We start from the raw sequence: 13666 nt of genomic DNA, 5'->3' as shown, positions 1-13666 counted from the left end.
AGACGAGTTTTAGGCGATTTTTTGAAGAATGAGCGTGGACCAGTCACCAATCTCTTCATGCGAGACCAGATTGGTTCCATTTTCAAGATAAACGCCGATCACCTCGGCCGCCTGTTCGTTCAGGATGCCCGAGAGGATCGCATGCCCCCCATCCTCCAGATGCGCCACGATATCCGGGGCCAGCGCCACAAGCGGGCCTTTCAGGATATTGGCAAAGACCAGATCATAGGGGGCGTTTTCATGCAGCGACGGATGATCGAACCCGGCGGCCTCGACACAGTCGACACCGTTCTCGATGCCATTCGCGCGCAGGTTTGCCCTGGCCACGTCAACCGCCACCTGGTCGATGTCGCTCGCCAGGATGGTCGCGTCCCACACCCGCGCCGCCGCCATGGCCAGAACCGCCGTCCCGCACCCGATATCGGCCACGCGCCTGGCCTCGATCCCCTGTGCGATCAGGGTCTCGAGCGCCATGAGACAGCCCAGCGTCGTCCCGTGATGGCCGGTGCCAAAGGCCATCGCCGCCTCGATCAGCAGGGGCTCCACCCCCTCGGGCACCTTGTCGGCATCATGGCTGCCATAGACAAAAAACCGTCCGGCCCGGACCGGGGCCAGTTCCCGGCGCACATGGGCCACCCAGTCGGTTTCCGGCAGTTCGGACACCACAAAGGGATTGGCACCAAATGCCACCGCCAGCACCGCAAGCGCGGCCTGATCCGGGGCGCCTTCGAAATAGCCACCCACTTCCCAGAGACCCGAGCCGTCCTCGACCTCGAACACCCCGACCCCGGTGGGTTCCGGCGACAGGCGTTCCATCGCTTCACCGAGTGCTTCGGCGTCCTTCTTGCCCTTTAGTGTCGTCAGCGCGGTAAAGGTTGGCATCATCGTCTCCTGAATCGGTCCGCATGCGCGTAGGGGCGTGGCGGCACAAGGTCAAGCGGAGGAACCATGCGCCGTTGCAATCCGACGACATAGCGCCACCCCCAGATCGCCGCGAAAAGCCCGACCATCGCGCTCGCCGCGGCCTGTGCATAGATCACGCCATTTGCCCCGAACCACGCTGCAAAGAGCAGCGCCAAGGGCAGGGTCAGCACCCCGTCGCGCATCCAGTTGGTCAGGGTCGAACGTGTCGGCCTGCCCAATGCGTTGAATGCCGAATTGGCCACGAACAGCGCCGAACCAAGCACAAAGCCCCCTGCACCGATATTGGTAAAGGCGCGTACCACCTCGATCCCCTGCGGTGTCAGCTCGAACACCCCGGCGATGCTGTGGCCAAGCGCGGCCAGGATCGCCCATGTCACCACCGTATAGGACAGGCCGAAAATCACCGCGTCGCGATAGGTGGTCCGCACCCGGTCATATTCGCAGGCCCCGAAATTCTGGCCGAAAATGCCGCCAATCGCGCCAGCGAGCGAGAATATCCCGCCAAAGGCAACTACCGTCAGCCGTCCGACCACCGCCCAGCCCGCCATCGCATCGTCGCCATAGGGAGCCATTACCGTCGTGGCGAGGAAGTTCCCCACCGGCGTCGCCAGCTGGGTCAGGATGGCAGGCACCGCAATCGCGAGATAGGGGCGCAGGGTGGCGCGGATATCGGCCAGCGCCGGGCGCGCCATCAGGTCATGGGTGCCGATCGCGAATTTCAGCGCCAGCGCCAGCATCACGAACCGGAACAGCGTGATCCCGTAGGCGGCACCGTCAAGCCCCAGGCCCAGCCCGTAGATCAGCACCGGGTCCACCACCATCGCCACCGCGCCCGACAGCAGCGTCACCATCATCGACCGCCGCCCGTCCCCCTCGGCGCGCAGGGCCCCATTGGCGATCATGCTGACCGCCATGACCCCGAGCGACGGCAGCGAAATCGCCAGGTAGCGCGCCGCAAGCTCCGCCGTTTCGCCGGTTGCGCCGATCATCGCAACGATGTCATGGCGAAACAGGATGATCAGGGCGGCAACGGTGAATTGCCATGCCCCGGCGATCATTGCCGCGCTGGTCGCCTGCCGCCGTGCCAGATCGCGATTATCCGCCCCGATGCTGCGCGCGATCAACGCGGTTGAGGCGATCATCAGGCCGATCCCCGAGGACACCGAAAAGAACTGAACCGCAAAGGCAAAGCCCACGGCAGCGAGCAGCTGCGGATCACCCAGCCGGGCAATCCAGTAGAGGTTCGCCGCATCCACCACGAAGACAAAGGTGATGCCCATGGCCCCGGCCATCGTCATGCGAACCACGTGCCCCATGGTCGACCCGGTCAGGAATCGCCCCTTGCCCGCCAAGCCCGCCGCCTATTCCGCGGGCGCAGGCAGGCCGCGCGCAAAGATGGTTTCATGCCCCGGCTCGGGATCGCGCGGGATCATCATGGCCAGCGACAGCGACACCAACGCCATTGCCGCGGCCAGGCCGAACACCGCCGCCGGCGACACCACCCACAGCAGCCCCAGCAGCACCGGCAGGAACACCGCCGCGATATGGTTGATGGTAAAGGCGACCGCCGCCGTCGGGGCGATGTCCCGCGGGTCGGCGATTTTTTGGAAATAGGTCTTGAGCGCCAGCGCCAGGCCAAACAGGATATGATCGACCACATAGAGCGTCGCCGCCAGCGCCACGCCCCAGCCGAACCAATAGACGCCACCGTAAAGCGTGAACACCAGCGTCAGGCCGACATATTCCCAGATCAGCGTGCGGCGCTCGCCAAACAGGCTGACCGCCTTGCCCAGGAAGGGTGCCGCGAGCATGTTGATGATCAGGTTGATCAGGTAGAGCCCGGTCAGCTCGTGCACCTCGAAGCCAAAGCGTTCGACCATCATGAAACCGGCAAAGACCATGAAGATCTGACGCCGCGCGCCCGACATGAACTGCAAGGCGTAATACAACCAATATCGGCGGCGCAGCACCATCTTCTTGATCTGCGGATGCGGCGCTTCGAATTGCGGATAGGCGATCATGCAGAACACCGCCAGCCCAAAGGTCACGCCGCCCGCCACCATGAAGACGAGGTTATAGCTCAGCCCCAGCGGCTCCCACATGATCACGATCAGCACAAAGACCAGCAGCGTCACCGCCGATCCGGCCCCCATGATCCAGCCGAGGATCTGAGGCGCGCGGTCCTTGGGCAGCCATTGCAATTGCAGCGACTGGTTGACGGTTTCGTAATAGTGGAAACCGATCGAGCTGAGCAGGGTCAGGAACAACAGCCCGCCAAGGCTGGGAAACCACGCGGTAAAGGCCGTGGCTACGCCCAGCAGCGCCAGTGAAATCAGCCCCAGCACCTGTTCGCGGACAAAGATGATGATCGCGATGACCCCGACCGCCAGGAAACCGGGAATCTCGCGCACCGTGTGCAACAGCCCGATATCCGCGCCGTCAAAGCCGGCGACCTCGACAACAAAATTGTTGAGCAGCGCATACCACGTATAGAACGCCACCGGCATGGTCATCGCCATCACAAAGAGCAGTGACGTCGGACGCCGCCAGAACGGCATGCTCCGCGCCTCGGATATGGGAATAGTGCTGGCCATGGGATTGCCATACGCCCGTTCACGGAAATTGGCGAGAAAAAAACTTCACAATTTAATCTGTACCCGCGCGCGCCGGATCGGTCGGGATGCCGGCTGCGTCAGAAAAAGCTCTGGGGGTCGATATCGATGCTCAGGCGCAGGTCCCCCCTGAGCCGCAGCGGCGCGGTCCAGCGCGCCAATGCCTCTTGCAACGGAGCGCCCTTGGACGCCTTGACAAGCAACCGGATCCGATGCCGCCCCCGGATCCGCGCGATCGGGGCCGGAGCCGGGCCAAAGACCTGCGCCCCGATTTCACGCAGCGGCGCATCCGAGCGCGCCAGCGCATTCCCCAGATCAAAGACCTGTGCCACATCCGTGCCCGACAGGATGATCCCGGCCATGCGCCCAAAGGGCGGCACCCCCGCTGCCTCGCGCTCGGCGGCCTCGGCCCGCCAGAACCCCTCTTCGTCACCCGACAGGATGGCGCGGATGACCGGATGTTCCGGCTGAAATGTCTGCAACAGCGCGGTGCCGGGTTTGTCCGCCCGCCCGGCCCGTCCGGCCACCTGGCGCATCAGCTGAAACGTCCGCTCGGCCGCGCGCAGGTCCGAGCCTTGCAGGCCCAGATCCGCGTCGATCACCCCCACCAGGGTCAGCAGCGGGAAATTGTGCCCCTTGGCCACCAGCTGTGTACCAATAATGATATCGGCCTCGCCCTGTGCGATCTTTTCGATGCCTTCCTTGAGTGCCCGCGCGCTGCCGAACAGATCCGAGCTCAGCACCGCGATCCGGGCGTCGGGGAACAGCGCCGCGGCCTCTTCGCCCATGCGTTCCACCCCCGGCCCCACCGGCGCAAGCTTGCCCTCGACCCCGCAAGAGGGACAGGCCGTGGGGATCGGCGTGGTCTCGCCGCATTGATGGCACATCAGGCGCTTCAGGAACCGGTGTTCGACCATGCGCGCGTCGCATTGGCTGCATCCGATCTGTTGTCCGCAGGCGCGGCACAGAGTCACCGGGGCAAAGCCGCGCCGGTTCATGAACAGCATCGCCTGCTCGCCCCTGGCAAGCCGGTCGGCCATCGCCGCGCGCAGGGTGGGCGAGATCCAGTGCCCCGGCTGCAACGCCTCGGCCCGCATGTCGATGGCCCGCATGTCGGGCATCACCGCCGCGCCGAACCGCGAGGTCAGCTCGACCATGTCGTATTTCCCGGCCTGCACGTTGGACCAGCTTTCAAGACTGGGCGTGGCGCTGGCCAGAACCACCCGCGCGCCACAGATTGCCGCCCGCAGCACGGCCATGTCGCGGGCATTGTAGAGGACGCCGTCCTCCTGCTTGTACGAGGTGTCATGCTCTTCATCGACGATGATCAGGCCCAGGTCGCGAAACGGCAGGAACAGGGCCGACCGCGCGCCCACGACCAGCTGGGCATTGCCCTGCCCGACCATCTTCCAGATGCGCCGCCGCTCGGTCATGGTGACGCCGGAATGCCACTCGCCGGGGCGCGCGCCGAACCGGGCCTCGACCCGGGTCAGGAACTCGGCGGTAAGCGCAATCTCGGGCAGCAGCACCAGCGCCTGACGCCCGCGTTTCAGGGTTTCGGCCACGGCTTCGAGGTAAACCTCGGTCTTGCCCGACCCCGTGACCCCCTTGAGCAGGGTGGTGCCATAGCGCCCCTCGCCGATCGCCGCGCCCAGATGGGCGGCAGCCGCGGCCTGATCCTCGGTCAGCGCCTTGCCCCGCCGCGTCGGATCAAGCCCCGGCAAGGGCAGGTCCCGCGGGCTGTCCTCTTCACGCACCGCGTCGAGCTTGACCAGCCCCTTGACCACCGATGACGTGACACCGGCCATCTCGGCCAGTTCCCGGAGCGTGAAGGACAGCCCGCCATAGTCGGTCAGCGTGTCCAGAACCCGGCGGCGGGCATCGGTCATCCGCTCGGCTGTGCCGGCCCCCACCCGATAGACCTTGCGCATCGAGGGCGGATCGCCCAGCCCCGGCGCCCGTGTCGCCAGCCGCAGCATCGCCGACATCGGCGTCAGCGTGTAATCCGCCGCACGGCCCAGGAAAACCTGCATCTCATGGCGCATCGGTGCCACATCGAGCACACGGCTGACCGGTCGGATCTTACTGCGATCATAATCGCCCTTGCCCGGCCCCCAGACCACCCCCAGTACCTTGCGCGGACCCAGCGGCACCTCGACATAGGCCCCGGCGAAACAGCCCCCTTCCGGGGCCTTGTAGTCAAGCAGACGATCCAGGGGCTGGGTCGTCAGGACCGCAACCAGATCACCCTGCTCAAAGAAACTCTTGCTGGCCCTGGGAGGCGGCAACGGATCGAACCTCGCTTGCGATTACGCGCAACCGGGCGCAGAGGTCGCCCGGATCACTGGGCTATGAGGTAAGGCCAAGCCGCCCCCGCGCCAACCCACCAAAACCGGCGAGACAGGATTTTCTTTGCCACGCGGCTGCCCGGTGTCGGCGAACCCCTTGGCCACAGTGTCGAAAATTCCGTGATCGCGTGGGCATTTTCGCCCCATCGCATGCCGCGCCCGTGATATATGCAAGAAAAAAACCAACGAGGCAGACATGAGCAGCACACCAAAGCTGGAAGAAACCCTGCGCGATGCGATCATCGCCAAACCGGATGCGATTCTCGATGACCAGGCGGTCATGCAGGCGTTGATCGCGGCGGATGACCGCTCGAAGGGCGACAATATCATCGACCTGCGTGGCGTCGCGATGGAACGGTTGGAAGCGCGGCTGGACCGGCTCGAAGACACCCATCGGAGCGTGATCGAAGCGGCCTATGAGAACCTGTCGAGCACCAACCAGGTGCATCGCGCGATTCTGCGGATGCTGGACGCGACCGAGTTCGAAACCTTCCTGCGCGATCTGGGCGGCCCGGTTGCCAGCATCCTGCGGGTCGAGGCAATCACGCTGGTGCTTGAAACCACACAGGGCGATCACGACACCGGCGGCCAGCACATCAACGGCACGCTGACGCTGGCCGGGCCGGGATTTGTGGACAGCTATCTCGCGCGCGGGCGCCGGGGCGCCCCCCGGCAGGTCAGCCTGCGCGCCGTGACCGAACCCGATCCGCGCGTTTATGGCGACAAGGCGCATGACATCCGTTCGGAAGCCTGCATGAAGCTCGATTTCGGCCCGGACAAGCTGCCCGGCCTGCTGGTCATGGGCGCGGCGGAACCGACCCATTTCGCACCGCAACAGGCAACCGACATCCTGGCTTTCTTTACCGGGGTGTTCGAACGCACCATGCGCCGCTGGTTGTCATGACACTGATTTCGCCGGCCTGCCGCGACGCCCTGCAAAACTGGCTCGACGGGCAACGGGCGCTTGCGGGTGTAGCGGAAAACACCATCATCGCTTATCGCGGCGACGTGGCGGATTTCCTGTCGTTCATGACGCTGCACCACGGCAGCCCGCAAGGTCTGGGCGCGCTCGAACGGATCACGATTTCCGACATGCGGGCCTGGATGGCCCAGACCCGCGCCGATGGCGCCAGCGCCCGCTCGCTGGCCCGCAAGCTTTCGGCGGTCAAGAATTTCTATCGCTGGCTTGCCGAACGCGCGGGTTTTGAACCCACGGCGGTGCTCTCGACCCGCGCGCCCAAGTTCCAGAAAAAGCTGCCCAGACCGCTGGCCGAAGACGCCGCCAAGGCGGTGCTGGACACGATTGAGTTTCAATCGACACAGGGTTGGGTCGGCGCCCGTGACGTGGCCGTGGTGACATTGCTCTATGGCTGCGGGCTGCGCATTTCCGAGGCGCTTGGCCTCAGGGGCGCGGACAGCCCCCTGCCCGCCTCGCTGCGGATCGTCGGCAAGGGCGGCAAGGAACGCATGGTGCCGGTGCTGGATGCCGCCCGCGATGCGGTGGCCACCTATGTCCGGCTCTGCCCGCACCCGCTCGAGCAGGACGCGCCGCTGTTTCGCGGTGTGCGCGGCGGTGCGTTGCAGGCGCGGCTGATCCAGGGGGTGATGGCGCGCACGCGGATGCAGCTTGGCCTGCCATCAACCGCCACGCCCCATGCGCTGCGTCACAGTTTCGCCACCCACCTGCTGAGCGCGGGTGGCGATCTGCGCGCGATCCAGGAGCTGCTCGGACATGCATCGCTGTCGACAACACAGGCCTATACCGCCGTCGACACCGCCCGCCTGATGGAGGTTTACGAGCGCGCGCACCCAAAGGCATGAAAGCGCGCAGGTCGCTCGAGCCGCAGGTTTCGCTTTGCATCCGTCCGGCACATCCGGCACAAGCAGGACCATGACCCCGAATGCCCGCGCCCTTTTCGTTCACCTGTTCACCGCAACCGGCGCGGTGTTTGCCATGCTTGCCATGCTCGCCGCCGCACAGACCGAATGGAGCATGATGTTCCTGTGGCTGGTGGTGGCGTTTTTTGTCGACGGGATCGATGGCCCGCTGGCGCGGCGATATGATGTCAAACATTATGCCCCCGAGTTCGACGGGGTACTGCTCGACCTGATCATCGATTACCTGACATATGTGTTCATCCCGGCCTTTGCCTTGTTTCAATCCGGCTTGATGGATGGCTGGACGGGCTGGGTCGCGATCATCGTCATCACCTTTGCCAGCGCAATGTATTTTGCCGATACCCGCATGAAAACCAAGGATAACTCCTTTTCCGGATTTCCCGGCTGCTGGAACATGGTTGTGCTTGTGGTGTTTGCCCTGCAACCGAATTTCTGGGTGATCCTGGCGCTTGTCACCGCGCTGGCCATCACCATGTTCACCCCGCTGAAATTCGTGCATCCGGTGCGCACCGAACGCTGGCGTCCCGTGACCCTGCCGATGGCACTGGCCTGGACATTTTTCGCGGGCTGGGCGGCCTGGGTTGATTTCCACCCGCAAAGCTGGGCGCATTGGGGGCTGATTGTCACCTCGGTCTACCTGCTGTTTGCCGGGATCGCCCAACAGATCATCCCGCTGCGCTCACAAGATGGGGCCAATTCCTAACGACTCGTCTCAACCGTGTTCCGCTATGAATGGGATGGCGTGTTCAAAGAACTGTTCGAACGCTGGGGTGCCCTCGGACAGGACATGATCGTTGCCCGGCAGTTCGACAAAGCGGGCGCCTGGGATCGTGCGCGCAATCAGGCGGCCCTCTTCGAGCGGGGCACGCCGATCACCACGTACATGGGCAACCAGCACCGGCAATTGCAACTGGCGGGCCTGTTCGACGAAATCGAACCGTGCCGTCAGGTCATAGATGCGCAACACGTCCTCGGCATCGGTGGCGATGCGCTGCATCTCGTCAAATGCCTCATGAACGTGGGGCCCCGAATCCGGAACAAATGCCGATGTAAAGAACTGCCTGAACGTCGGATTGGTGGAGCCCCAGCCATCCGCAATCATCCGGCGACCCAACTCGCTCAGCGCCGCCTGTTCATCGCTGCCGCGGCAGAGCCCGCCCCGAAGAAATCCGCCAAGGAAAACAATCGCGCTGACCTTGTCAGGATGGGCGGTCGCGTAGTCCACGGCAAACCCCGCGCCCTGGCTCTTGGCAAAAAGCACGAACCGCTGCAATCCGGCTGCCTCGACGACGGCCTCGATATCCTGCCGGATTGCTTCCCGGGAAATGACCGGCACCCGCCGGTCCGACAGGCCATTGCCGCGCTGATCGAACCGAACGAATGTGCTGGCTTGGGCAAAGCGCTCGATGAACGGTCCGTGAAACGGATTCTGCCATTCGTATTCAATATGGTTGATCCAGTGGGGCGCGCGGAGCACCGCCGGGCCGTTCCCCAATGACGCTCAGGCGATCTGGGTTCCGTCAGCCGAAGAGCAGAATTGCACATGCTGCTGTTTCGACATGGCTGGCACATCGGGACGAGCGGGAGGATCGGCAGTCCATTGCCACACCCCGATAGGTCTCGCGATATTCTTGACGCGCTGGCGGCCAAGGTCACGAAACGGCTCGGCAATCCCATCCGTGACGGTCTGGTGAACCATGCTTGAAATGCAGACCCCGCCGGGTTCGGCCAGTTGTTCAAGCCGGGCGGCCACATTCACCCCGTCACCGAAAATGTCGCCATCATCCAGAATGACGTCGCCGATATTGATACCGATACGATACTGGATACGACGATCCGGCGGTTGTCCGGCCTCGCGCGAGATCATTCCCGTCTGGATATCAATGGCACAGCGCACCGCATCCCGCGCCGAAGAAAACTCGACCAGCATGCCATCGCCGCTGGTCTTGACGATACGGCCGCGGTTGGCGGCAATCTGGGGGGCGATCAATTCGGTCCGGTGCAACTTTTGCCGGGCCAGCAGAGCCGTTTCCTGCAACTCGATCAGCCGCGCAAACCCAACCATGTCGGCGGCCAGGACCGCCGCAAGCCGCCGTTCCGGGCCGAAATCCGTGTTACGAGTCATGGCCATGGCTTATCATATCCATCGCGATGGCCAAATCACTTCATCCAGCGAGGTCTTTCGTCCCATGAGAATTAACCTCCCCGGCATAACACCACCACGCCCGGCTGAACGCTTGCAGCGAACGGGAAACGCTGCATCCGGCCATCCCGCACCTCAGATCAGCAAACCCGCCGCCCCTTCGTGACGCAGCAGCGCGACCTTGGTTTCGACCCCGCCCGCGCCCGAAAACCCGCCAAGGCCACTGGCTCCCAGAACCCGGTGGCAGGGGATGATGATCGGGATCGGATTGCCACCACAGGCCTGCCCCACCGCCTGGGCCGGGGCGTTCAATTCGCGGGCGATCTCGCCATAGGTAAGCGTATAGCCGACCGGAATTGCCCGCATCGCATCGCACACGGCTTGTTGAAACGCGCTGCCCGTGACCCGGAGCGGCAGGTCGAACCCATTGGCGGGATCGTCGAAATAGGCCGCCATCTGGCGCGCCGCCTGGTCCAGCAGCGCGCTGTGATCCTCGCCCCCGCCGCCCCAGTTGACCCGCGTGATCGCGCCGTCATCCTCGGTCAGGGTCACGTCGCCCGTCGGGGTCGCAACCGTCAGGCACCGCATGTGTTGGCCCTTGTATCCTGCATCTGGCCACCCTGCCCCGGATGACGCCGGGGCGCAACGACGCCATGCATGGTCCGCCCCCACAAAGGGCCGGACCCGGGATCAGCCAAGCGCGCTGTTACAGCGGCCACAAACGCCGGGATGGCTGTGGGTGCCGACATCGGGCAGGATCTTCCAGCAGCGCTGGCATTTCTCGCCCTCTGCCGCCGCGAAAACCACAGCAACCCCCGGCACATCGTCCAGCGTGAACGCCCCGGCGGGGGCCGCCTCGGTGGTCAGTTCGATCTGCGAGGCGATGCAGACATCGGCAAAGCTCACCCCCTGCAACATCTCGACCATCTCGGCGCTGGCCAGATAGACAACCGGCGCGGCTTCGAGGCTCGACCCGATGACCTTGTCGCGGCGCTGCACCTCAAGTGCCGCGGTAACGACCCGGCGCACCTTGCGAACCTGCTCGATGATCGAGGCCAGTTCGGGGCGCAGCCAATCCTGCGGCGTGTCCGGCATGTCCTGAAGGTGGATCGAACTGTTCTCACCCGGGAACCGTTCGAGCCAGACTTCCTCGGTCGTAAACACCAGAACCGGTGCCAGCCATGTGGTCAGCCGGTGGAACAGCATGTCCAGGACCGTCAGCGCCGCGCGGCGTTGCAGGCTGTCATCGGCGTCGCAATAGAGCACGTCCTTGCGAATGTCGAAATAGAAAGCCGACAGGTCGACCGTCGCAAAGGTGAACACCTTTTGGAACACCCCCTGGAAATCGAACGCCGCATAGCCCGCCCGCACCTCGGCATCGAGTTCCGCCAGACGGTGCGCCACCCATTGCTCGAGCGGCGGCATGTCGTCGGGATCAACCGGCGTGATGCTGTCGAATTCACCCAGAGATCCGAGCATGAAGCGCAGCGTGTTGCGCAGGCGGCGATAGCTGTCGGCCACCCCTTTCAGGATCTCGGGGCCGATCCGCTGGTCGGCGGTATAGTCGGTCTGGGCCACCCAGAGGCGCAGGATGTCGGCACCGTATTGCTGTACCACCTTTTCGGGCACGATGGTGTTGCCGAGCGATTTGGACATCTTGTTGCCCTTTTCGTCCAGCGTGAACCCATGGGTCACCACGTTGCGATAGGGCGCGCGCCCCATCGTGCCGCAGGCCTGCAACATCGAAGAGTGGAACCAGCCGCGATGCTGGTCGGTGCCTTCCATATAGACATCCGCGATGCCGTCCTCGGTGCCGTCCTTGCGGTCGCGCAGCACAAAGGCGTGGGTGGAACCCGAGTCAAACCACACGTCGAGAATGTCAAACACCTGCTCATAGGCGTCGGGATCGACCACCCCGGACAGGAACCGTTCCTTGGCACCATCCTTGTACCAGGCATCCGCGCCCTCGGCCTCGAACGCCTCGACAATGCGGCTGTTGACCGTGTCATCGCGCAACAGGAAATCGGCATCCGTTGGCAAGGCCCCTTTCCGGACAAAGCAGGTCAGCGGCACACCCCAGGCGCGCTGGCGGCTCAGCACCCAGTCAGGCCGGGTTTCGATCATCGAGAACAACCGGTTGCGGCCCCGTTTCGGTGTCCACTTGACCAGTTCATCGATGCTGGTCAGGGCGCGTTCGCGGATGGTGGTGCCATATGTGTCCAGATCGTCGCCCACCGCACGGTCGATGGCGGCGAACCATTGCGGCGTGTTGCGATAGATCACCGGGGCCTTGGACCGCCAGCTATGGGGATAGCTGTGCTTGATCTTGCCCCGCGCCAACAGGCCGCCCACCTCGACCAGCTTGTCGATCACCGCCTTGTTGGCATCGCCCTCTTTCCCGTTGGGCTTGAGGATCGCGCGGCCGCCAAACAGCGGCAGATCGGCGCGGAACCGACCATCGGGGTCGACATTGTAGGTGATCACCTGTTCGAGCATCCCGGCATCGCGGTACAGTTCGAATTCGTCCATCCCGTGGCTGGGCGCACAATGCACGAAACCGGTGCCGTCCTCGTCGGTGACAAAGGGGGCCGCGCGGAAATCGCGGGGCTGGTCCCATTCGCCATTGCCGCCGTCGGCCCCGGCCAGCGGGTGTTGCAGGCTCAGGCCTGACAATTCGTCCGCCGACACATCGCGCAGACGTTTCCACATGCCCGGCTCCAGCCGCGCGCGGGTCATCACGTCCTCGGCGCGCTTGTCGGCCAGGATGAACTTGTCGCCCACACTGGCCCAGGATTCATCCGGCGTGCCGGTAACCTCGTAAAGGCCGTAGTCGAAATCGGCACCGTAAACCACGCCCTTGTTCGACGGGATGGTCCAGGGGGTGGTGGTCCAGATCACCACATGGGCGCCGTCCAGATCGGCGGCCCCTGCCCCCTTGACCGCGAACTTCACCCAGATAGTAAAGCTCTCCTTGTCGTGATACTCGACCTCGGCCTCGGCCAGTGCGGTCTGCTCGACCGGCGACCACATGACCGGCTTGCTGCCCTGATACAGCGTGCCGTTCATCAGGAATTTCTGGAACTCGGCCGCGATCACCGCTTCGGCGTGGTAATCCATTGTCAGGTAGGGATCGGGCCAGTTGCCGGTCACGCCAAGCCGCTTGAACTCTTCGCGCTGGATATCAACCCAGCCCTCGGCAAACTTGCGGCATTCCTGGCGGAAATCCAGTACCGGAACCTCGTCCTTGTCGCGGCCCTTCTTGCGGTATTGCTCTTCGATCTTCCACTCGATCGGCAATCCGTGACAATCCCAACCCGGCACGTAACGCGCGTCATAACCCATCATCTGGTGGCTGCGCACGATCATGTCCTTGATCGTCTTGTTCAGCGCGTGACCGATATGCAGATGCCCGTTGGCATAGGGCGGACCGTCATGCAGCGTAAAGGGCGCGCGGCCCTCTTTCTCGCGCAGGCGGTCATAGACGCCGATCTTTTCCCACCGCTCCAGCCAGGCAGGCTCGCGCTTGGGCAGGCCCGCGCGCATCGGGAATTCGGTCTTGGGCAGGTTCAGCGTGGATTTATAGTCGGCGGTTTGGGTCGTGGTATCGGCGCACATGGGTGGCGTCCTCTGGATCAGTCAGGTCGGTATGATTGAAAGCGGTCGGTGCGAAATCTCAAACACCTTTGCCCGGCGTCTCAGGGTCAGAGCGCCGGGGATATAATTCGAATAATGATCCGTAC

Annotated in this window: 11 protein-coding genes; 3 read left to right on the top strand and 8 right to left on the bottom strand. The window is 64.0% G+C overall.

Going from position 1 to position 13666, the window contains the following annotated elements:
• Positions 1-9: 9 nt before the first annotated feature.
• From ACP15R_RS18565 to ACP15R_RS18550, 4 genes are all read right to left on the bottom strand, one after another.
• Positions 10-882: a 50S ribosomal protein L11 methyltransferase gene (locus ACP15R_RS18565; RefSeq protein ID WP_424987709.1), complete on the bottom strand. Its 873-nt coding sequence runs from the start codon at positions 880-882 to the stop codon at positions 10-12.
• Positions 882-2276 (bottom strand): MATE family efflux transporter, encoded by a 1395-nt coding sequence (locus tag ACP15R_RS18560; RefSeq protein WP_424987708.1) that lies wholly within the window; start codon positions 2274-2276, stop codon positions 882-884. The genes ACP15R_RS18565 and ACP15R_RS18560 overlap by 1 nt, the downstream gene beginning before the upstream one ends.
• A 9-nt stretch (positions 2277-2285) precedes the next feature.
• The gene (locus ACP15R_RS18555; protein ID WP_424987706.1) at positions 2286-3518 is read right to left on the bottom strand and encodes an MFS transporter; all 1233 of its coding nucleotides are present in this window, start codon (positions 3516-3518) and stop codon (positions 2286-2288) included.
• A 98-nt stretch (positions 3519-3616) separates the two neighbouring features.
• Positions 3617-5824 carry a primosomal protein N' gene (locus ACP15R_RS18550; protein WP_424987705.1) on the bottom strand — a complete coding sequence of 736 codons (2208 nt, stop codon included), beginning with the start codon at positions 5822-5824 and terminating at the stop codon, positions 3617-3619.
• Positions 5825-6080: 256 nt separating this feature from the next.
• On the opposite strand from ACP15R_RS18550, the gene ACP15R_RS18545 reads away from it, so the two are divergent.
• The 3 genes from ACP15R_RS18545 (at position 6081) to ACP15R_RS18535 (ending at position 8486) form a co-directional block, all read left to right on the top strand.
• Entirely contained in the window at positions 6081-6788 is a 708-nt protein-coding gene (locus ACP15R_RS18545; protein ID WP_424987704.1) for a DUF484 family protein, read from the top strand.
• Positions 6785-7705 carry a tyrosine recombinase XerC gene (locus ACP15R_RS18540; protein WP_424987703.1) on the top strand — a complete coding sequence of 307 codons (921 nt, stop codon included), beginning with the start codon at positions 6785-6787 and terminating at the stop codon, positions 7703-7705. The genes ACP15R_RS18545 and ACP15R_RS18540 overlap by 4 nt, the downstream gene beginning before the upstream one ends.
• 70 nt (positions 7706-7775) lie before the next feature.
• Positions 7776-8486, top strand: a complete 711-nt coding sequence (locus ACP15R_RS18535) for a CDP-alcohol phosphatidyltransferase family protein (protein ID WP_424987702.1) — start codon at positions 7776-7778, stop codon at positions 8484-8486.
• Between the two features lie 9 nt (positions 8487-8495).
• Here the strand turns inward: ACP15R_RS18535 and ACP15R_RS18530 are convergent, their stop codons facing one another.
• The 4 genes from ACP15R_RS18530 to ileS form a co-directional block, all read right to left on the bottom strand.
• Complete coding sequence (locus ACP15R_RS18530) at positions 8496-9260, bottom strand: alpha/beta fold hydrolase (RefSeq protein WP_424987701.1); 765 nt, start codon at positions 9258-9260, stop codon at positions 8496-8498.
• Between the two features lie 24 nt (positions 9261-9284).
• Positions 9285-9914, bottom strand: a complete 630-nt coding sequence (locus ACP15R_RS18525; RefSeq protein ID WP_424987700.1) for an adenylate/guanylate cyclase domain-containing protein — start codon at positions 9912-9914, stop codon at positions 9285-9287.
• A gap of 147 nt (positions 9915-10061) precedes the next feature.
• The gene (locus ACP15R_RS18520; RefSeq protein WP_424987698.1) at positions 10062-10514 is read right to left on the bottom strand and encodes a methylated-DNA--[protein]-cysteine S-methyltransferase; all 453 of its coding nucleotides are present in this window, start codon (positions 10512-10514) and stop codon (positions 10062-10064) included.
• A gap of 102 nt (positions 10515-10616) precedes the next feature.
• Entirely contained in the window at positions 10617-13541 is a 2925-nt protein-coding gene (gene ileS, locus ACP15R_RS18515; protein ID WP_424987697.1) for an isoleucine--tRNA ligase, read from the bottom strand.
• Between the last annotated feature and the right edge of the window lie 125 nt (positions 13542-13666).

Source organism: Microbulbifer sp. S227A (genome assembly GCF_049800935.1).
The sequence above is the reverse complement of the archived record's forward strand: the minus strand, read 5'-3'. Positions and strand labels throughout refer to the sequence as shown.

What these genes read in the sequence shown, in the direction of transcription:
- ACP15R_RS18565 (WP_424987709.1), bottom strand. Translation starts at nt 882, where the DNA reads ATGCCAACCTTTACCGCGCTGACGACACTAAAGGGCAAGAAGGACGCC.
- ileS (WP_424987697.1), bottom strand. Translation starts at nt 13,541, where the DNA reads ATGTGCGCCGATACCACGACCCAAACCGCCGACTATAAATCCACGCTG.
- ACP15R_RS18520 (WP_424987698.1), bottom strand. Translation starts at nt 10,514, where the DNA reads ATGCGGTGCCTGACGGTTGCGACCCCGACGGGCGACGTGACCCTGACC.
- ACP15R_RS18555 (WP_424987706.1), bottom strand. Translation starts at nt 3,518, where the DNA reads ATGGCCAGCACTATTCCCATATCCGAGGCGCGGAGCATGCCGTTCTGG.
- ACP15R_RS18545 (WP_424987704.1), top strand. Translation starts at nt 6,081, where the DNA reads ATGAGCAGCACACCAAAGCTGGAAGAAACCCTGCGCGATGCGATCATC.
- ACP15R_RS18535 (WP_424987702.1), top strand. Translation starts at nt 7,776, where the DNA reads ATGACCCCGAATGCCCGCGCCCTTTTCGTTCACCTGTTCACCGCAACC.
- ACP15R_RS18525 (WP_424987700.1), bottom strand. Translation starts at nt 9,914, where the DNA reads ATGGCCATGACTCGTAACACGGATTTCGGCCCGGAACGGCGGCTTGCG.
- ACP15R_RS18540 (WP_424987703.1), top strand. Translation starts at nt 6,785, where the DNA reads ATGACACTGATTTCGCCGGCCTGCCGCGACGCCCTGCAAAACTGGCTC.